The 20,163-nt window shown below is 37.2% G+C and carries 18 protein-coding genes and 2 pseudogenes; 17 read left to right on the plus strand and 3 right to left on the minus strand.

Going from position 1 to position 20,163, the window contains the following annotated elements; all coding sequences use genetic code 11:
- Positions 1-611 precede the first annotated feature (611 nt).
- From DVW83_RS09910 to DVW83_RS09925, 4 genes are all read left to right on the plus strand, one after another.
- The gene (locus tag DVW83_RS09910; protein ID WP_123862842.1) at positions 612-1,334 is read left to right on the plus strand and encodes an ATP-binding cassette domain-containing protein; all 723 of its coding nucleotides are present in this window, start codon (positions 612-614) and stop codon (positions 1,332-1,334) included.
- Between the two features lie 14 nt (positions 1,335-1,348).
- On the plus strand, positions 1,349-1,999 hold the full coding sequence (locus DVW83_RS09915) for a methionine ABC transporter permease (RefSeq protein WP_162500757.1): 651 nt from the start codon (positions 1,349-1,351) through the stop codon (positions 1,997-1,999).
- 11 nt (positions 2,000-2,010) lie between these two features.
- Positions 2,011-2,823, plus strand: coding sequence for a MetQ/NlpA family ABC transporter substrate-binding protein (locus tag DVW83_RS09920; protein ID WP_104660907.1), 813 nt, complete (start codon positions 2,011-2,013; stop codon positions 2,821-2,823).
- Positions 2,824-3,067: 244 nt separating this feature from the next.
- Positions 3,068-3,541: a YbaK/EbsC family protein gene (locus DVW83_RS09925; RefSeq protein ID WP_123862841.1), complete on the plus strand. Its 474-nt coding sequence runs from the start codon at positions 3,068-3,070 to the stop codon at positions 3,539-3,541.
- 672 nt (positions 3,542-4,213) lie between these two features.
- On the opposite strand, the gene DVW83_RS09940 is transcribed toward DVW83_RS09925, so the two are convergent.
- Positions 4,214-4,804 (minus strand): response regulator transcription factor, encoded by a 591-nt coding sequence (locus DVW83_RS09940; protein ID WP_104661839.1) that lies wholly within the window; start codon positions 4,802-4,804, stop codon positions 4,214-4,216.
- Positions 4,805-5,210: 406 nt separating this feature from the next.
- Between DVW83_RS09940 and DVW83_RS15540 the strand changes: the two genes are divergently transcribed.
- The 4 genes from DVW83_RS15540 to DVW83_RS15555 all read left to right on the plus strand — a co-directional run bounded on the left by DVW83_RS15540 (position 5,211) and on the right by DVW83_RS15555 (position 6,764).
- The gene (locus DVW83_RS15540; protein ID WP_224784389.1) at positions 5,211-5,381 is read left to right on the plus strand and encodes an ATP-binding cassette domain-containing protein; all 171 of its coding nucleotides are present in this window, start codon (positions 5,211-5,213) and stop codon (positions 5,379-5,381) included.
- Entirely contained in the window at positions 5,378-5,608 is a 231-nt protein-coding gene (locus DVW83_RS15545; protein WP_238699400.1) for a hypothetical protein, read from the plus strand. Before DVW83_RS15540 ends, DVW83_RS15545 begins: the two co-directional genes overlap by 4 nt.
- Positions 5,609-5,954: 346 nt before the next feature.
- A complete protein-coding gene (locus DVW83_RS15550; RefSeq protein WP_224784386.1) occupies positions 5,955-6,194 on the plus strand; it encodes a hypothetical protein in 240 nt (79 codons plus the stop codon).
- Between the two features lie 42 nt (positions 6,195-6,236).
- Positions 6,237-6,764, plus strand: a complete 528-nt coding sequence (locus tag DVW83_RS15555) for a hypothetical protein (RefSeq protein ID WP_238699401.1) — start codon at positions 6,237-6,239, stop codon at positions 6,762-6,764.
- A 277-nt stretch (positions 6,765-7,041) separates the two neighbouring features.
- On the opposite strand, the gene efbA is transcribed toward DVW83_RS15555, so the two are convergent.
- Positions 7,042-8,745, minus strand: a complete 1,704-nt coding sequence (gene efbA / locus DVW83_RS09955) for a fibronectin-binding protein EfbA (protein ID WP_104661838.1) — start codon at positions 8,743-8,745, stop codon at positions 7,042-7,044.
- 200 nt (positions 8,746-8,945) lie between these two features.
- Between efbA and DVW83_RS09960 the strand changes: the two genes are divergently transcribed.
- From DVW83_RS09960 to DVW83_RS10000, 9 genes and pseudogenes are all read left to right on the plus strand, one after another.
- Entirely contained in the window at positions 8,946-9,602 is a 657-nt protein-coding gene (locus DVW83_RS09960) for a hypothetical protein (RefSeq protein ID WP_104661837.1), read from the plus strand.
- 381 nt (positions 9,603-9,983) lie between these two features.
- Positions 9,984-11,030: a tryptophan ABC transporter substrate-binding protein gene (gene trpX, locus DVW83_RS09965; protein WP_104661840.1), complete on the plus strand. Its 1,047-nt coding sequence runs from the start codon at positions 9,984-9,986 to the stop codon at positions 11,028-11,030.
- Entirely contained in the window at positions 11,027-11,908 is an 882-nt protein-coding gene (locus tag DVW83_RS09970) for an ABC transporter permease (RefSeq protein ID WP_137239328.1), read from the plus strand. Before trpX ends, DVW83_RS09970 begins: the two co-directional genes overlap by 4 nt.
- A 2-nt stretch (positions 11,909-11,910) precedes the next feature.
- On the plus strand, positions 11,911-12,681 hold the full coding sequence (locus DVW83_RS09975; RefSeq protein WP_104661836.1) for an ABC transporter ATP-binding protein: 771 nt from the start codon (positions 11,911-11,913) through the stop codon (positions 12,679-12,681).
- Between the two features lie 178 nt (positions 12,682-12,859).
- On the plus strand, positions 12,860-13,720 hold the full coding sequence (locus DVW83_RS09980) for a shikimate dehydrogenase (protein ID WP_104661835.1): 861 nt from the start codon (positions 12,860-12,862) through the stop codon (positions 13,718-13,720).
- Positions 13,721-14,603: pseudogene (locus DVW83_RS09985) on the plus strand (3-deoxy-7-phosphoheptulonate synthase).
- A gap of 101 nt (positions 14,604-14,704) precedes the next feature.
- Positions 14,705-15,892, plus strand: a complete 1,188-nt coding sequence (locus tag DVW83_RS09990; RefSeq protein WP_104661834.1) for an LCP family protein — start codon at positions 14,705-14,707, stop codon at positions 15,890-15,892.
- A 319-nt stretch (positions 15,893-16,211) separates the two neighbouring features.
- On the plus strand, positions 16,212-18,398 hold the full coding sequence (gene topB / locus DVW83_RS09995; RefSeq protein ID WP_104661833.1) for a type IA DNA topoisomerase: 2,187 nt from the start codon (positions 16,212-16,214) through the stop codon (positions 18,396-18,398).
- A gap of 87 nt (positions 18,399-18,485) precedes the next feature.
- Positions 18,486-18,800, plus strand: coding sequence for a hypothetical protein (locus tag DVW83_RS10000; protein WP_104661832.1), 315 nt, complete (start codon positions 18,486-18,488; stop codon positions 18,798-18,800).
- A gap of 679 nt (positions 18,801-19,479) precedes the next feature.
- Here DVW83_RS10000 and DVW83_RS10005 read toward each other — a convergent pair.
- Positions 19,480-19,826: pseudogene (locus DVW83_RS10005) on the minus strand (bacteriocin immunity protein).
- Between the last annotated feature and the right edge of the window lie 337 nt (positions 19,827-20,163).

Raw genomic sequence — 20,163 nt, forward strand, 5'->3', positions numbered from 1 at the left:
TATATTGAAACTTACTATAACACAAAACGCATACACTCTGCCCTTGGCTATCAATCTCCTAGAGCCTTTGAAAAAAATCCGCTTATTCTCTTAACTAAGTGTCTAGTTTTTCTTGACAACTCCAAAGGAATTTTATATTTCTGTGTCCACTAGACGGGGAGCGCATCATAGTGTCTCACACTCTTTTTTGAGCGTGGGACAAAACTAAAAATCATTTTTGCCACAGACTCGTGAATAAACGAAATTCCAAAAGTCAGTTTTTTCGGAAATTTCGAAAAAATGAGCAATACAAAAAGCGTATTGCTCATTATTCTCTCCAATTTCTCAAATCGAAACGACTTTTGTCTCGACCTCATTTTAGTATATGAAATAGTGAAAAAGGAGGAAAATACGACAAGTAAAAATTAGTACAGTTCTAAAAACAGATTTTTCTCATAAATTGAGTAAAAATATTGCTTTTTTTTTGGTTTTAAGGGATTATATAGCTAGAAAATGGCGATTTTTCATTATTTCATTGATTAATCAGAAATTTTTAACTGAATTAGTAGTTGCTTTTTTATTATTATCAAACAGATTTTAGAGGTGTTATAATCTTAGATTGGAGAGTTGCCATGATTGAATTGAGGAATGTTTCTAAGCGATATGAAAATACCCGAGCGTTGCAATCGATTGATTTTTCTGTCGAAGAAGGGGAAATTATTGGAATCGTTGGGAAAAGCGGCTCAGGAAAATCTACACTGCTTCGTTTGTTGAATCTGATGGAGGACCCGAGTTCAGGAAAAATACTGTTTGATGGCATAGATAGCCAAACTTTCACAAGAAATGAGCGTCGCCAGCAAAAACAACGGATGGGAATGATTTTTCAAAATTATAATCTATTGGATAATTTACGCGTATACGAAAATGTGGCATTACCTTTGAAATTACAAAAAAAAGTCAATGAGGATAAACTTGCACAATTATTAGACTTTGTTGATATGAACCACAAAGCGCAAGCTTACCCAGCCAATCTTTCTGGAGGAGAAAAGCAACGGGTTTCGATTGCCAGGGCACTGAGTAGAGATCCTCGTATCCTATTATGTGATGAGGCGACCAGTTCATTGGATGAGGAAAATACTGAAAGCGTTATACGCCTATTGCAAAAAACGCACGAAGCGTTCCAGCCGACTATTTTCTTTGTAAGTCATGAACTTGAAACAGTCAAAAGCCTCTGTAAAAGGATTCTCGTCATGGAACATGGAGAACTGATTGGCGAATTATCCAACAATCCCGAATACTTTGAAGAGGAAAACCTTACTTATTTTGAAAAGATAAAAAGGGGGCTTGACCATTGACACATACTAGTTTTATGGAGTATTGGCCCTCATTGCTAACAAGTTTGAAGGAAACAGGGATCATGATGTCGATTTCAATGGTGATTTGTCTTTTGGTTGGCTTACCATTAGGCTTGAGTTTGTTTCTGACAAATCCAAAATTGAAAGGTCATCACCCATGGCTGTATTGGTTACTTAATTTTTTAGTTACAGTTGTCCGTTCATTTCCGTATTTATTGTTTGTGATTGCCTTGATTCCAGTTACACGTTCTGTCCTAGGGAAAGCATTTGGTCCTGTTCCTTCATCCGTTCCATTGAGTATCGTAGCAATTGCGATTTTTGCTCGGTTAGTCGAGCAAGTACTATTAGATGTGCCAAAAGAGATTGGTGCTCTGGCTAACTCCTTAGGAACATCCAAATTACAATATATTTGGTATTTTTTATTAGTTGAAGCACGTAGTGGATTAGTATTGGCTTATACGACCACGACCGTCAGTATGGTTTCCTATTCTACTGTTATGGGAGTCATTGGTGGTGGCGGAATTGGCGATTTCGCTGTACGTGTAGGTTATCAGCGTTATGAATATGGTATGATGTATGTCGCCATCGTGATCATGATTGCGTTGGTCTTCATTTTACAAATGTTCGGTAATTTCATTGCCCAAACACTAGACAAACGAAAATAGGAGGAAAAAGAATGAAAAAGGTTTATCTGATTGTATTGGCTGCTCTTGCAACTGTGGTATTGGCTGCTTGTGGTGTAGGTAAAGAGGGGAAAGAAGACAAAGAAATTACGGTAGCTGTCCAGTTAGAATCATCAAAAGATATTTTAGAAATTGCGAAAAAGACAGCTGAAGAAGAAGGCTACACAATCAATATCATGGAAGTTAGTGATAATGTCGCATATAATGATGCCGTCCAACATGATGAAGCAGATGCGAACTTCGCACAGCATGAACCATTTATGGAGATGTTCAATAAAGAGAAGAAAGCTGATCTTGTAGCTGTTCAACCGATTTATTATTTCTCTGGAGGATTTTATTCTAAGTCATATCAATCAGCAGATGAGTTACCTCAAAATGCCAAAGTAGGGATACCTAGCGATCCAACGAATGAGGGCCGTGCATTGGCAATCCTTGCTAAAAATGGAGTAATCACATTAAAAGAAGGTGTAGGATTTGATGGGACAGTAGCTGATATTGTAAAAAATCCTAAAAATCTTACATTCGAAAGCATTGATTTATTGAATTTAGTAAAAGCCTATGATGAAAAAGATATCGCTATGGTCTTTTGTTATCCTGCTTATTTGGAGCCCGCTGGTTTAACGACTAAAGATGCGGTGCTATTAGAAGATGAAGAAGCAAGTGAACATTACGCACTGCAACTCGTTACGCGTGAAGGTGAAAAAGACAGTGAAAAAATCAAGGTACTTAAAAAAGCAATGACTACCCAAGAAGTAGCAGATTACATCAAGAATAATTCAAAAGGTTCAAATATTCCTGCTTTTTAGATTTTAGCTAAGGAGTACAGCTAATTTTCTAACGTAAAACTCTTCAAGTACAGTAAAAATGATGGCTCCCCCGATAATAGGACAATAAAATAATCAATGATTTTTTTGAACTACTCTTTCATCTTTGGAGAGTAGTTTTTGCTATATCAAAGGATAGTAAAGGCCTGGTATAATTGTTGACTTTTCTACAAAAAAGAAATACGTTTAAAAAATAAAACTGTCAATTTTTCTAGGAGTGAGTGCTGTGATTTCATTAAAAGACAAATTTTTAAAAGAAAATATTCCTTTTGAACTATATGACCACCGAGCGATTTATACGAATGAAGATGCACTAGTCGTGAAAAAAGAGCAAGGATTTACTGGAACAGAAACAAAAAGCCTCTTTTTGAAAGATAAGAAAGACAACTATTACATCTATTTGACCTTTACCACTAAAAAAAGCGATTTTAAAAAGGTAAGTAAGCTGATCGGCAAGAGAGTTTCTGTTGTTTCTTCAGAAAAAATGGAAGAATTGACAGGTCAAAAACCAGGTGCTGTTTCTCCGTTTGGCTATACGTTCCATGTACCTGTAATCATTGATGAAGAATTACTATCCCATCAAAAAATCGTCTTTGCACCTGGAAGACCTGATCAAACGATGGTCGTGAAAGTGGTAGATCTAGAAAAAATCATCCAAGTCTTAGGGTTGGAAGTCTACTATTTACCAGTGGGAGAATAAAGAATGTCTGAAATTTTACGAGAAGTTGGTGTTATTGCTCGTTCTTTGGTTTCAATCAATATTGGTTGAGTTCAAAGAGATCCATTTGAATAAAGAGCAATAGTTGCCTCTAGCATATATGAGTCATTCATCTTCCATGCATTGATGCCAAGAATAACACGCATTGGATATTGAGTCCTATACACCAAGCTTGGATAGGGTCGAATCATCTAGTGTTCCAACCTGGTGTAGTCATTGCCCAAAAAGTTTAGAGGAATCCGCTCGCTTTGAATGGAAAAAAATTTAATAGGTGCCAACTTAGCTATGGGGGAGTACAAAAGAAGAGTTATTTTGTTACACACATCGAATTCTTGAACGTTTGTATTCGAAAAGAACGTGGGACAAAAGTAAGAAACACTTTTGTCTCATTCTTTAAAAATGAATAGACGGTGGGAGCAGAAGCAACTCCTTCTTAAATAAGCCGAAATTCACAAAAATTTGAAAAGCAATTTTCGTGAATTTCGGCTTATTTAAGAAGGAGTTAAACACTTCTATCCCAGCCTCTTTTTGATTCCTCTTTTTTGATGCGAAAAGGGAAAGAGGCTAAAAACAACCATTCAGTAAGGAAAGGGATTGGATTTTTTTCTATGTTGGGTAGTTGATTTTTTGTTGTGGTGTATCGATAGGAGGACGCTAACTTTTAATCTGTATCAGCCCCAGTTCAAGCCCTTTGATGATGGCAGATACTGTTGAGTTCACTTCTAGTTTACTGTTGATAGAGCAGATATGGGAATTGACAGTACGGCGACTTATAAATAATCTTTTGGCAATTTCATGCTGTGTCTGTCCAGTAGCTGCTAGTTTCAAGACTTCCAATTCTCTATCCGTGATTTTATTTGCGATCGATTGATTTGGCGACAAGAGTGTATGACCTTTGGAAATAAATTTGATGTTGGTGATCAATTCATCTAGAGAAGCAGTTTTATTTATAAAGGCTTTTGCGCCTATCTTGAATGCCTCATTACGATAGGCTTGTAAATCATAACCAGAAAGAAAAATTAGTTTGGTATGTGGGACTTGTTCCATAATTTCTTTTCCGACAACTAATCCGTTGACACTACCCATACGGATATCTAACAGAACAATATCTGGTTTATTCTTAATAATAACTTTTAAAATATCCACTTTTTCCGAAAAAATATCAAATCGTTCAAAATAAGTGGATAAGGAAAACTGCATCGCTTGGGCAAAAAGTGTATGATCATCAAATAAAATAATATGCATGTGGCTAGATCACTCCCCATCGATTGGAATCATAAATGTAGTACTTAGGCCGTTGATTTGTATGTAAATATGCTTTTCATTTTAGGAATAGCAAAGTCTTTCATTTTTTGCTACTAAGTTGGTGAAATCACGAAGAGAATGAGTTCCTTATGAAACGTGTAGTTTGGATGTATCCATTTTATTTTACTGTATTTAAATTTACTTGAGAATCCGTATATTGTGCAATTTACAATATAGAATTTTACACAATGTACCGATGCTTTTTTAATTCGTTGTGAGATAAACCTAAAGAAAAATAATCTGTGGAATAGAGGGGAGTTCTTTATAGAATTGAGTTACAATGACATGGATCATTATGGAGTAGTATTGTTGGTAGCAGTTGGTATTAAAGCAAGGAGAAAATAGAGTGTTGAAGCTGAGTGATTTTTCAAAGAGTTTTGGAAGGAAAGTATTTTTTGAAAAGGTTTCGTTCACTTTTTATCAAAACGTAACTTACTATATTTACGGAGAAAATGGTATTGGCAAAACGACCTTGTTCCATTGTATATTGTGGGACAAGGAAAATTTGCTGGAATGATCGATAAAGAAGCATCTAGTATATTTTGTGTTTTTGATGATACGCCATTCTTTTTAAATTTGACTGGACTGGATAACCTGGTTTTCTTTACAAAAAATAAAAATATACGATTTCCGGTAGAAAAATTAGAGTCTTCGTACTTATCGAAAGAATTGCTGCATAAATCACGTGTAAGAACCTATTCTTTAGGCGAACGATTTACTACTTGTGAGATTGCTCAATCCTAAAATTCTCTTGTTAGATGAAGTCCTAAATGGATTGGATCAAATGAATCGATTGCTTCTTTTCAAGACGTTAAAATATTTAAAGAAACAAGGAACGTTGATACTAATGAGCAGGCATGAATCACTGTATTAGAGCTTTGTGATGAGCATTTATGGGTGAAGAATAAAACGATCGAAGTTGTCACACAAAATGCGTACATTATTTGCTGTCGTAGAAGAAGGTGGGTCTGTTGCTGAGTGAACTGCATTATCAATGGAAGTCAAAAAAGGAAGTCAAAAAATTATTTGATTTTTTTTAGTGATTTCGATTTTTGTGACTGCAATGATGTGTCTATCCCAAAGAAATCTGGTGAATAGCCATTTAGGCAGTTTTTATCAAGCAGTGGAGGATACCGTAGCAAATGGTGAAAACATTACTCAACTGTTAGAAGGAGATTTTCGTTTAGAACGTTCTAAAAATATAGAAATAATCGATAATTCTACAAAATACTATTTTATGGCATATCAAGCAAGTTTAGTAGCGATGTTACCTAAAACGGAATCAACCAATTATTGTCTTCTTCGTTTTTTATTATTTTTCCCTTTATGAGTGGTATTTACGGAGTTTTTATCGCAAACGCAGAAATAAAATATGGAACGAACAATCCGTTCGCAGTGTCAAATCAACCAGTCGAAACTAATCGCTAGTATGGTAACTCTAACTAGTGTATTACTTATTTCAATTGTGGTTTTCGTTGTGTTACAGCTATTGACGCCTTGGTTATTCCCAGTGGAAGTAATTCCCTTGATAGAGTTAGACAGCATAAATCAACTCTCTTTTATGCATCATTCACTCTATCAGTTCCTTTTTATTTTAGGAAATAGCCTGATCTATCTTTTGATTATGTTCTATCTTACTCTAGTTACAAAAAATATGTTAGTGAACCTATTTTTACTAAATAAATATACTCTGTTTTTACCGATATTAGGGAGATTTGACTTGAAAAATATCATTCTGACAATTTATCCGAAAGTGTTCAACACGAATGCGACTACTTTTCATATAAATGAGGGTATTGATCTATCATTGAACATCTGGGTAGTGCTGTTCCCGATTGTTCTGCTGCTCGTATATGGCATCATCATGAAAAAAATTTTACGTTTCAAAGGTACAGTTTAATAGTTTCTTCCAAGTGACTATCGTCGAAGAGAGGCACTTGATTGAGCTTATTTTCTTGTGTATGGGGTATTTTAGAACAAATGGTGCCACAGACTATACTTTAAGGATGGATTGGAAACATGCTTGCTTCTATGTATGATAAAATCAACGAGTATGTATCAACAGTAAGAAACATTCTGCTTCGCGTTCTAAAAACGAATAAACGGCTGAAACAGACGTAGCTCCTTTGGTTTATCTTTCGGAGTTACTTTTGTTTCAGCCGTTTTTTGGATAAGCGTTACTCTTTTTCTAGTTGATTGATCTTTTCTTCTTCAGGTGTAACGATGATCGTTTTTTGATTCTCATAAATGACGAATCCTGGTTTTGCTCCATTTGGTTTACGGATGTGTTTGACTTGAACAAGGTCAACAGGTACCTGAGCCGAGTGACGATATTTTGAGAAGTATGCGGCTAATTCTGCTGCTTGTGTGATTGTTTCATCTGTTGGTTGATCACTTTTGATAATAACGTGTGAACCTGGAATATTTTTTGCATGGAGCCAATAATCCGTCTTTTTCGCCGTTTTCATCGTTAACTGATCATTTTGCAAATTGTTTTTTCCAACTAGGATCAATGTGCCATCTGAAGAACGGTATTGATCGGGTTGCGAAGGTTTTTTTCTTTTTTGTTTTTTCTGTGTTTTCTTTTTTAGATAACCTCCAGCTGTTAATTCTTCTTTGATTACTTCGATATCCATTGGCCCAGCAATCTCTAATTGAGAGAGGACAGATTCTAAGTAATCGATCTCGCTTTTGGCTTCTTCGATTTGCTGGCCGATCAATTTGACTGCATTTTTCAGTTTTTGATAGCGATGGAAGTACTTTTGTGCGTTCTGATTAGGCGAGAGTGCAGGATCAAGTTTGATTTTGATTGGTTGGTCTTCTTCATAATAGTTAGGCAGCGTTACTTCTGTTGCGCCTCTTGGAACCTGTGTCATGAAGGTAGTCAACAACTCACCGTTTCTACGATAACTTTCCGCATTCTCAGAATCTTTCAGCGTTTGTTCTCGTTTTTTTAGTTTATTTTTGTTTCGTTTCAATTCATTCTCGATTTTTCGGATCAATTCGCCGCCTTGTTGCTTTGCACGATCTTTTTCAGCTTTGTCATGATAAAAAGCATCAAGCAATGTACTGAGGGAGTCGTATGTTTCTTCAGAAGTAGCTGAATTTGCGAAATAGTCGTAGGCGATGGGTGTGAAATAATCTTTATTTTTCACTTCATAATAATGAGGAGCTAGTTCCTTTTCTACAGCGGAAAAAAACGTTTGCCAGACGAGCATTTTTTCATTTGGTCGTTCTGCTAAACGTGCGACTAGTTCCTGTGCGGTATCAAAACCAAGTCCTTGGAATTGTTGCTGGAGCGCTTTTGGTGAAAGCTCGTTTTGTGAGAGACGATGAAAGATTTTTTCGTTGTCTGCACTAAAAGGATCAAGTTGTTCTTGCTCGGGAGGTGAAACGTACTCAACCCCAGGAAGCAATGAACGGTAGGTATTTTGAGAGCTTCCTATGTGTTTGATCGCATCTAAGATTTTACCTGTTTCTTTATTGACCAAGACGATCGTACTGTGACGACCCATCAATTCAACAATCAACACAATATTTTGCAAGTCTCCGAGTTCATCTCGTTTAGAAAAATGGAAATGGATCACTCGATCATTATCGATTTGTTCGATTGCTTCTAAAATTGCACCATCTAAATATTTTCGAAGCATCATGACAAAATTAGGCGGATTATCGGGATTTTGATAGTCGATTTGTGTGATTTGCACGCGTGCATAACTAGGATGAGCGGACAATAGCAAGCGATGATTTTTACCGCGTGAGCGGACAACTAAAATTATTTCATTTTCATAAGGCTGGTGGATCTTGGAGATTCGACCAGACAGTAGAGTTTCACGCAATTCATTGACCATTGCATGGGTAAATACTCCATCGAAGGACATGGTTCATTCCTCATTTCTTTTCATAAGTAGTTCTATTATAACGAAAAAAAGGCAGAAAGACCAATTTGCAAAGTGTGGGCATAAAAAGCGAGATTCTCTAAACAAAATGGAAGAAGAGTAAAAAAAGTAAAGGTTTCTTTTCATATCTTGGCAGTTTTTAGCTATAATAAAAGAAAAGATGAAAAGAAGGTGACAGTGGCTTGGCGATGATTGAAGAATTGGGCAAAAGAATCAAGGCAAGTTATACTCATTTTGCTGCAGATTTCGCAGAGAATCCAACAACATATTTTACTCGAGTACTGTTGGTATTGTTTTTTTCTGGGATGCTTACAATCATGATGTTTGTTTTTCCAGATAAAATCAGAGAGGAACAAATCGATAGTTTAGTCTATGCAGATATTACATCTACCAAACTGCAACCTTTAGTTTTAAGTGACGCTTCCAAGACGATTGCTGAAAATAAAGCAATTTCTGTGATGTTCTGTGTACCAAAGGGTAAGCAATATGAAACGTTATTGGCAATTTTTAATGATCCAAAAGAAATGGAAGAATTGAATCGGCCGATTTATTTTTATCCGCTTATTTACGATATAAAGGAAACAGAACAAAAATATAAGATCAACCAGGAGAAACCCACGGTGATCTTTTTTAAAGACGGCAAAGAAGAAAATCGCTTGATGATAGAAAAAAAGGACAATCAAGCAAAGTTAGCACAAGAAATGATTCCAGAATTGAACCGACTTCCGTTAGCAAATATCAAAAAACTAGAGGATGAAATGGCAAAATCAGAGTCCGCCTCGACAAAAATAACAGAGGACCAAGCAAATACAACCATTCGCTCAACTGATGATAATTGAGAAGATCAAAAATAAAATTGTGAAAAGTAGTTGACGTATAGGATAAATTCGATTAGACTGATATCAATTATTAAGGAAAGGGTGATCCACAATGAACTTATCAAACCAATTTTTAGCAGTAACGAATCAAGCTTGGCGTAACTGGCGTAGATAAGTTGTATTGATGGCGAACTTTTACCGTAGATACAACTTTTTAGAGTACAAATCTAAAATTTGTATCTATGCTAGACAAGAAATTTGACTACCGCATAGATAACGTCTATGCGGTTTTTTGTATGTAAAAAGACAATTGCCGTCTAGGTAATTGTCTTTTTTTCGTAAGTTCGTATGTAAACCAATCTTGAATAATTAGTCATTAAGGAGTCCATGGGGGGAAAGAAAATGAAAAATAAGCGATTGATAACAGTAGTAGCATTTATAATGATTTATTTAGCCGGAACATTCATTTATGAAAAAATAAATGATTCTTCCACAGAATCAGCAGAAAAAACAACAAAAACAACAGTAGTTGGGGTACTACAATATGTGAGCCACCCAGCATTAGACGAGATTTATCGAGGAATCAAAGATGGATTGAAGCAGTCGGGACTTGAAGAAGGAAAAAATCTGGAAATCAAGTTCCAAAACGGTCAAGCAGATCAAAGCAAACTAGCAACGATGAGTCAACAACTGGTTCAAGCGGACCCTGATGTATTAGTTGGAATCGCGACACCAGCAGCGCAATCCTTAGCGAATGTGACGACAAAGGTTCCGTTAGTATTAGGTGCTGTGACTGATCCCGTGGGTGCAGGGTTAGTGAAATCCCTTGATAAACCAGGTGGAAACATCACAGGTGTATCGGATCAACCCCCTGTAGAAGCACAAATCAAATTGGCATCAGAAATTTTACCTAATGCGAAAAAGATCGGGATTCTTTATGCCTCTTCTGAAGATAACTCAAAATATCAAGTGAGCCAAGCAGAAGCAGCGGCTAAAAAAGAAGGATTGACTTCTGTAAAATATGCTGTTCCATCAACAAATGAAATTGCTCAGACAGTCCAAGTGATGAGTCAACAAGTCGACTTCATCTATGTTCCGTTAGACAATACGATTGCGAACGCTATGCAGACAGTAGTGAAGGAAGCCAACAAATCAAAAATACCAGTTATTCCATCTGTTGATACGATGGTTGAACAAGGTGGATTAGCAACGATCGGCATCAACCAATATGATTTAGGTGTACAAAGTGGGAAAATGGCAGCAACGTTAGCAACAGGTAAAGAAAAACCAGCATCAACACCTGTTTACGTTTTTGATAAAGGCGATACGATCATCAACGAAAAACAAGCGGAACTCTTAGGGATAACGATCTCAGATAAATTAAAGAAAAATGCGAAAATCGTTTCGAGTGACACAACAGAAACGTCAACAAAGGAGGATGAAAAATGATCGTATCAGCAATTTCGCAAGGGATGTTATGGGCAATTTTAGGTCTGGGGATTTTCATGACGTATCGAATTCTTGATTTCCCTGATATGACGACAGAAGGTTCATTTCCACTAGGCGGAGCAGTTTGTGTAACAGCAATCACTTATGGAGTCACACCGATTTTAGCAACGATTCTAGGCGTACTTGCAGGTATGGTTGCCGGATTGGTCACAGGTCTTCTCTATACAAAAGGAAAGATTCCAGTAATCCTTGCAGGGATCCTAGTGATGTCAGGTTTGAATTCAGTCATTCTCTTTGTGATGAAAACACCTAATTTATCATTGTTGAATCATCCGATTTTACAAGATACATTTAAAGGACTACACTTGCCGGACTATTTTGATACTGTTCTACTGGGGTTGATTGCTTTAGGCATTTTGATCAGTGTTTTACTCTTCTTCTTCAATACAGATTTAGGTCAAGGTTATATTGCAACTGGGGATAATGAAACAATGGCACGTTCACTTGGAATCAAGACTGATCGTATGAAGATCTTAGGATTGACACTATCAAATGGCGTGATTGCATTATCAGGTGCATTGATTGCCCAAAATGATGGATACGCGGATGTCAATAAAGGAATTGGCGTGATCGTGATTGGCTTAGCTTCTATCATTATTGGCGAAGTGATTTTCCAAGAATTGAGATTAGCAGAGCGTCTGATTGCTATTGTGGTCGGCAGCATCATCTATCAGCTGTTGATCTTGATCGTTATCAAACTTGGATTTGACACGACATACTTAAAACTGTTCTCAGCAATCATCTTAGCAATTTGTTTGATGATTCCACAAATGAAGAAAGCTTTGAATCTTAAAACTGGATTCGAAAAGGAGGTCTAGTTATGACACCAATCATCACGATCAAAAATGGAAAAAAAGTAGTTAGTAATGGGATGCATGAAGAAAAAATATTACTAGAAGATATCAATTTGACAATCAATGAAGGAGACTTCATCACGGTACTTGGTGGAAACGGTGCAGGAAAAAGTACGCTTTTCAATACCATTGCAGGCACGTTGGAACTCAGCCAAGGGACGATTTCTTTTAAAGATCAGCTGATTACCAAATACCCAGAAGAAAAACGAGCTGCTTTTCTCTCACGTGTTTTTCAAGATCCAAAGATGGGAACTGCCCCTCGAATGACCGTTGCTGAAAATTTATTGCTTGCTCAAAATAGAGGAAAAAAGCGAAAATTCCGTCTGCGCAATTTAAAGAACCAAAAAGAACAATTCTTCAAATTATGTCAAGAGGTAGGAAATGGATTGGAACAACATCTAGATACCCCGGCTGGAGAGCTTTCAGGTGGGCAACGTCAAGCATTGAGCCTTTTGATGGCAACTATTGAAGCTCCTGAATTGCTGTTATTAGATGAACATACCGCTGCACTAGATCCTAAAACAGCGAAACAGCTGATGACACTAACAAATGAACGTATCACGGGACAAAAGTTAACTTGCTTGATGATCACTCATCGTATGGAAGATGCATTGAATTACGGGAATCGCTTGATCGTGTTACAAAAAGGACGTATCGTTAAAGATTTGACGAAAGAGGAAAAAGCACAACTTTCCATGAGCGACTTATTACAATTCTTTGAAGAAGTATTAGACTGATTACTTTTATTTAGTTGATAGGCAGTACGTCAAGTCATCTGAACTTTGACTTTCTTAAGGTACAGATGTGTGCTACCTTATATAATTTTACCTGAAATGATTCACTGCCATCCATGTCTTCATACTCCTCATGCGAACGATGACATCTGATGGCAGTTTGTATAAAAGGAGGAACATCATGATTTCTGGAAAAACAAAACTGGCCGGATTTTTTGCTTCACCTGCTTCACATAGTTTATCGCCAATGATGCACAATACATCTTTTGAAGCCTGTGGTGTTGATGCCATCTATTTGGCTTTTGATGTCGATCAAGAAAGTCTTGAACAGGCGGTGGCAAGTATCCGCACATTTTCTATGCTAGGTGTCAATGTTTCGATGCCAAACAAAACAGCAGTGATTGATTATTTAGATGAATTAAGTCCTGAAGCCAAATTGATTGGAGCAGTGAATACTATCGTGAATCACGAAGGTCGCTTGACTGGTTATAATACTGATGGGATGGGCTTTGTACGTTCTGTAAAAGAAACTGGCCATTCAATCGAAAATCGTAAAATCACTGTTCTTGGAGCCGGTGGTGCTGCAAAAGCAATCATTGTCCAAATGGCTTTAGAAGGCGCGCGGGAAATCGTTGTTTATAAACGAAAAAATGCGACTTTTCTACCTTTGAAGAGTTATTTCGATCAGGTTGCAGCTCAAACAGGGTGTCTGATCCGTGTATGTGATTATGCGGATGAAGATCAGCTTGCTAAAGATCTCGCGTCATCGGATGTATTAGTGAATGCGACGGATATCGGGATGGGGACAAAAAAAGACAGTTTACCAATTGTGAATGTCGGATTGTTACATGCTGATCTAGCAGTATTTGATTTGATCTATTCTCCTAAAGAAACAAGACTGCTTCAAGAAGCAAAGAAGATTGGTGCTAAAGGATACAATGGTTTAGGGATGCTGATCCATCAAGGAGCAATTGCGTTTGAACTCTGGACACAAAAAGAAATGCCAGTACAGTTAGTGAGAGAAAAGATCGAGGGAAGATAAGTGATTATTATAATGAAAAAATCTGCAACCAATAGTGAAGTCCGTAAAGTCATTGAACGAGTCGAAAAAGAAGGACTAACTGTCCAAGTGAACCAGTTAGAGGAACAACAAGTCCTTGGATTGGTTGGAGATACACGGTTGATCCAAGATGTAGCTTTTCTACGTTATGAAGGAGTAGAAAATGTAGAACGGATCGCGAATACGTATAAGTTAACTTCTCTCAAGATACAGTCGTAGATGTCAATGGTGTGAAAATCGGGGCTGGAAATTTTGTAACGATGACAGGCCCTTGTTCCATTGAAGGTTTAGAGCAGATACGGGAGACGGCGAAAATGGCCCAAAAAGGTGGTGCGCAGATCTTACGGGGTGGCGCATTTAAACCGAGAACTTCTCCTTATGCTTTTCAAGGTCTAGGAGAAGAAGGACTCCGCTACATTCGCCAAGCAGCAGATGAATGTGGGATGCAGGTGATCACAGAAGTGGTATCTCTGGAACCATTGATGAATGGTTGAATGCCGCTGAATACATTGCTGTTCAAGAAAATCAAAAAATCATTTTTATCGAACGGGGCATTCGGACATATGAAACAGCTACAAGGAATACTTTCGATCTTAGCGCAGTCCCAGTCATCAAAAAATTAAGTCATTTTCCAATCATCGTAGACCCTAGTCATGGGACAGGCGTGTGGGACTTCGTTTCCCCAATGGCTAGAGCTGGAGTTGCAAGTGGAGCAGATGGCATGATTGTTGAGATCCATCCTGACCCGCTTCATGCTTGGTCAGACGGCCCGCAATCATTGAATGAAAAACATTATCTACGGATGATGAAGGAAGTCAAGATCATGACAGACGCCATGAAAAAAATCAAAGAAGAGAATGCTTAGAACTGATTTCGTTATTTTTTATTAAATTGTTGTCATTTTCAGTGTTTTTGATTCCTTGATATCGTATTCTTTAATTATATATGAAACAAGGAGGAACGAACATGAGTCGGATGGATCGCTATAAGAACATCCATAAAAAAGCAAAACCTCTTAAAGACGATTCAAACAGTATCTTTAGAAGAGAACGAAAAAAAGAAAAGTATGTTGAACAAGATGATGCTACACGTATCTATCAAAATCATCAGGAATCTTCCAACAGGTTTGATGAGAAAGAGGCGGCACATCAGCGGCAATCAACACCCTACACCTATCAAAAAGCAACTGAACAAGAGGAGTCTACTTTTAAGAAAAAAGGCTTATTCCACCGTAACAAAGGGAGAAAACCACCGAAACAACGAAAAAAACATTCCTGGAAAAGAATCGTACTTGGAATCATTTTCTTTCTTCTTATCTACTCGATCGGTTCGTTCTTTGTTGGCAAGTTTGTTGCAGAACATGATAAAAGTCTTGAAAATGCAACGACGGAAACTTTTAATGGTGTCCAATCTTCGAGTGGGGCCCATAATATCTTGATCCTAGGTAGCGATACGCGAGGAGAAGACGCTGGACGGGCAGATACGATCATGGTCTTGCAATTAGATGGACCTGCCCATAAACCTAAACTGATTTCCTTTATGAGAGATAGTTTTGTGACGATCCCCGGAGTCGGGCAAAACAAGATCAATTCTGCTTATGCTTATGGTGGCGCAGACCTTGTAAGACAGACACTCAAAGAAAACTTTGGGCTCGACTGTCAGTATTACGCAAAAGTGGATTTCAAATCTTTTGAGAAAGTGATCGATGCACTGTTTATGACCGGTGTTAAAATCGATGCGGAAAAAGATCTAAATCTTGATGGAGTGGATATCAAAAAAGGAGTCCAAAAAATGGATGGACACGTCCTTCTTCAGTATGCTCGTTTCAGAATGGATGAAGAAGGGGACTTTGGTCGAGTAAGAAGACAACAGCAAGTAATGAACGCTATTTTTAGCCAGTTGAAAAATCCATTGAATCTTATTCGTGCGCCTTATGCGGCTGGTAAAGCAATCGGCTATACGTCAACAGATGTTACTGCGCTGTTCATTGCCAAAAATCTTTTCTCGATTGCTCGTGGAGCAGGAGGGATCGATCGATTAAGTGTTCCTGTAGACGGTTCTTGGAATTACGGAAATAGCGAGTATGCAGGAAGTATTTTAGTTATTGATAATGAGGCAAATAAATCAGCAATCAGTGAATTTTTAAGTAAATAAAGCAAAATCGTTTATACGAATTGAGCGGACGAGATGAAAGTGATGGTTACTTTTGTCTCGTCCGCTTGTTTTAATGATAGCTAAGAAATCAAATCATCTCAAAGATAGGAAATGTGACTCAAAAAAGAGGTTCAGCAAGCTGATTTTTGAGGACTGGCGATACTCAGTTCATTTCAGACTATTCTGTTTTATTTTTAGGGGATCAGAAAGAGCAGACTACCTTTTTTCACAAGAAAACGATTTTCTTATTGTCAGATGCGAATGTTTGTTCCATAATAAGGAGGTCTGAAAAAAGGCAGAGATAACGGAGGGAGAAGCAATGAAAACAGTCATTCTAGCTGAAAAGCCTTCTCAAGCAAAAGCATATGCTGAAACGTTCAAGCAAAGGAAACGTCATCCAGGGTATTACGAAATCGCTGATCCTTTGTTCACTGGTGAAGTTACGATCACTTACGGATTCGGTCATCTAGTCGATATGTTGCCTCCTGGTGCTTACGAAGAGCGTTGGGCGAAATGGTCTTTGACGAACTTACCGATTTTCCCCGAGGAATTTCGCTACGAAGTACCTGCGGATAAACGTGAGCAATTCTCAATCGTAAAAAGAGAGCTTCAATCTGCAGATACGATCATCATTGCAACTGATGGGGATCGTGAAGGAGAAGCAATTGCTTGGTCGATCATCATACAGGCAAAAGCATTCACGAAAGAAAAGAAATACCTTCGTTTATGGATCAATTCGCTGGAAAAAGAAGCGATTTATGAAGGATTCAAGCAACTTAGACCGGGGGAGCATTATTTCTCTAAGTATAAAGAAGCAAGAGCAAGACAAAATGCGGATTGGCTGATTGGTATGAATGGCAGTCCTTTATATAGTTTGTTACTGCAACAAAAAGGGATCGATGGCAGTTTTTCTTTAGGGCGTGTCCAAACCCCAACGCTTTATATGATCTATCAACTGCAAGAATCGATCAGAAACTTCAAAAAAGAACCTTATTTTGAAAGTGAAGTGAAAATCGTTTCTAAAAATGGACGATTCATTGGGAAGATGGACCCGAAGAAAAGCTTCAAGTCCTCAGAAGAGTTAGTGAAAGAAATCGAACGGTTAGGGGCACATCTAGGGAAACAGCCTGGAAAAATCTTAGACGTATCAAAAAAAGAAAAACAGCTCAGCAGTCCACGTTTATTTTCTTTATCAAGTTTGCAGTCGAAAATGAATAAGTTGATGAAAGCAAGCGCAAAAGCGACTCTCGATGCTGTCCAAGGATTATATGAAAGCAAATTTTTAAGTTATCCTAGAACAGATTCTTTTTACATCACAGAAAATGAACACCAGTATTTAGTAAGAAACCTTGCCAAGTATAAAACATTTTTAGGTATCGAAAATGTTCCAACGCCCGATACTTATGCGAAGAAAAGGTATGTTGATGCGAAGAAAGTGCAAGAACACCATGCAATCATTCCAACAAAGACGATTCCTTCAAAGGAACGTTTTGCTAAATTATCTCGTTTGCAACAAGCAATCTATCTTCAAGTCGTACGAACTACGATCGCCATGTTTGCTGAAAACTACATCTATGAAGAAACAGTTATTCAGACAGGCGTAGAAAATTTACGATTGAAAAGTACTGGTAGAATTCCTGTCAAAAAAGGGTGGCAGGCTATTTTAGAAACAAAAAATAAAAAGAAAGATCTCCAACAATTGCCAGTAGTTGAAAAAGACGAAGTCGTTGAAGTTGATTTGGCGAGTATCGAAAAAGAAACACAACCGCCTAAACCTTACAACGAAGGTACGCTGATCACTGCCATGAAAACAGCGGGAAAAACACTGGATGACGAAGAGGCACAAGAAATATTGAAAGAAGTAGAGGGGATCGGTACAGAGGCAACCCGAGCCAATATCATCGAAAACTTAAAGCAGCGTCACTATATCGAAGTCAACAAGAATGAAATCACGGTGACTGCCAAAGGGATTACCTTGTGCAAAGCTGTAACAGATGAGCCACTATTGACCAGTGCAGAGATGACAGCCCGTTGGGAAGGTTATCTCAGAAAAATCGGAAATCGCGAAGGAACTACAGAAGTGTTCCTTGAAAATATCAAAAAATTCATTCTTCATTTATTGGAATCTGTTCCAAAACAAATCGAAAAAGTCGACTTGTCTAAAGAAATCACTGGCACAAGACAAATCAAAGCAATGGAGAAGAAAAATGATCAGTTGGGACATTGCCCTAAGTGCAAACAAGGAATCATCATGTTGTATCCTAAAGTGGCAACTTGTACAAATCCAGCTTGCGAATTTAAACTATGGCCAACGATTGCGAAAAAGAAATTGACTAAAACAAATTTGCGAGAGTTATTGTCTAAAGGAAAAACTAGCAAAGTCATCAAAGGTTTTACAGGCAAAAAAGGCAAATTTGATGCTGTATTAGTGTTGAAAGATGATCTCACGATCGGTTTTTCATTTCCCTGGATGGACCAAACAGCAGACACAAAAAAAGAGTCTTAAAGTGATTCACATTCAGATAGTACGTAAAAGCCGAACTACCAATACAAGAGCAAATAAAATCATTAGGGAAATAAGGAGTTTTACCATTTGAAAAAAGTTCATTCATTTTTAAACTATTTTATGGGAGCGATCATGATCATTGCTATTTATCAAGCATTACTTAAGTACCCAGAGTACGGGACAAAATTATTGTCGATCAAACAAGACCCGACAGCTTATTCCCCAACATTGATTTTATCAACTTTGACAGCAATAGCAAAAGGCGCTACTTATTTTTTACACAAGACAAGTAGTATGCTGAAACGGAAAAAACAACGTAAACAATTGATCATGGTAGTTATCGCGATGGTCATCATCTATTTCTTACCTGTTCTAACACAACTGTTTCATCAATACATCTGATCATTGATTTGAGGTCGAGACAAAAGTCGTTTAGGTTTGAGAAATTGGAGAGAAAAGAGGCGGGGACAGAAGTGTTTAACTCCGAGAAATAAGCCGAAGGAGTGCTTCTGCTCCCACCGTTTATTCGTTTAGACAAAAGTGTTTTTTATTTTTCTCCCTCGTTTTTTTGAAATTTACGAAAAACCTGACTTTTGGGCGACGTTTATTCGAGAGTATGTAGCAAATCTGATTTTTAGATTTGTCTCTCATTATGAAAGCGGATTTTAAGATGTAATTTTATTTTCTACAGAAATAGTTAGAATTATAAAAATGAAAAGGCAAAATGCAGTTTCCGATTCTTCGAGTAGGGACTGTTTTTTGCCTTTTTTATATTCGAAAAATTGTTATTATCTTTTTAATATTTCCTCAGGTTATACGGTTATCCGTTGTGATAAATTTACAGTAGTGATCCATGCAAGCTCATCATACTCGGATGTTCGGAAGTATTTGTATTTTTTGCGTATGTTTAAGTGTATGCAGTACTGAAATCTAAATCCATGAGTTATGGCTTTTGCATGTCACTTTTTCTTTTTTTGAGTGATGAATCCCGCAAAAAAGAGCAATCTCTCTAATGGAAATTGCTCATTCGTATGGCTGATCGTTTTTTTTAATTTCAGAGATCGATCTAAAATTGTTTATTTCAATGATGAGGAACCTGTTCTGTCCAATTATAAAATTGTGTCTTGTCTGAAAAATCTGCCATATATAATCCATTTAAACCAGCTTTTTTTCCAATAGCACTCAGGCTTATAACGATTTTTTCTTCTTCTGGTGGGAAATAGATTTTTCCTTTGATTGCAGTACTGCGAATATATTGGACGAGTCTGTTAATCAAAGCTTCTGGATTTTTTGTCGTTCTCAATTTCTTTGATACTTCTAGCAATACATCAGGATATCCAGCATCTCTGGTGTCTGATCTTTGCGTTCTCTCAAAAGGGAGTATAAATCTACAATATCCTTTAATGCTTTGTTTTCAATGGAACTCATTTTAGATCACCTCTTATTAGCATAACTAAAGACTAGCACTAGTAGTAAAAACTGTCAAAGAATATATCGAACTAGGATAGCGATTTCATGATATAAAAAGAGCAACTATAAAACACATAAAAAAATATCAAAAAAAAATTTGCAATAAAAGATCAAGAATGAATGATTGAAAAAAGGATTGCATTTTACATATAAATCAGAAAAAGCACTCTTAGTTCTAATAGAGAGATGAACATGATGCTAACGCCCCTTCGTCGAAACTTTAAAAATTGGACTTTTTTCTGGATGTAGCTTTGATTTAATGATAGGTCTTCAGGAATAATAAATCGTGTTATTT

It is taken from the genome of Enterococcus sp. VV15 (assembly GCF_005236045.1).
Lineage (GTDB): Bacteria > Bacillota > Bacilli > Lactobacillales > Enterococcaceae > Enterococcus_B > Enterococcus_B durans.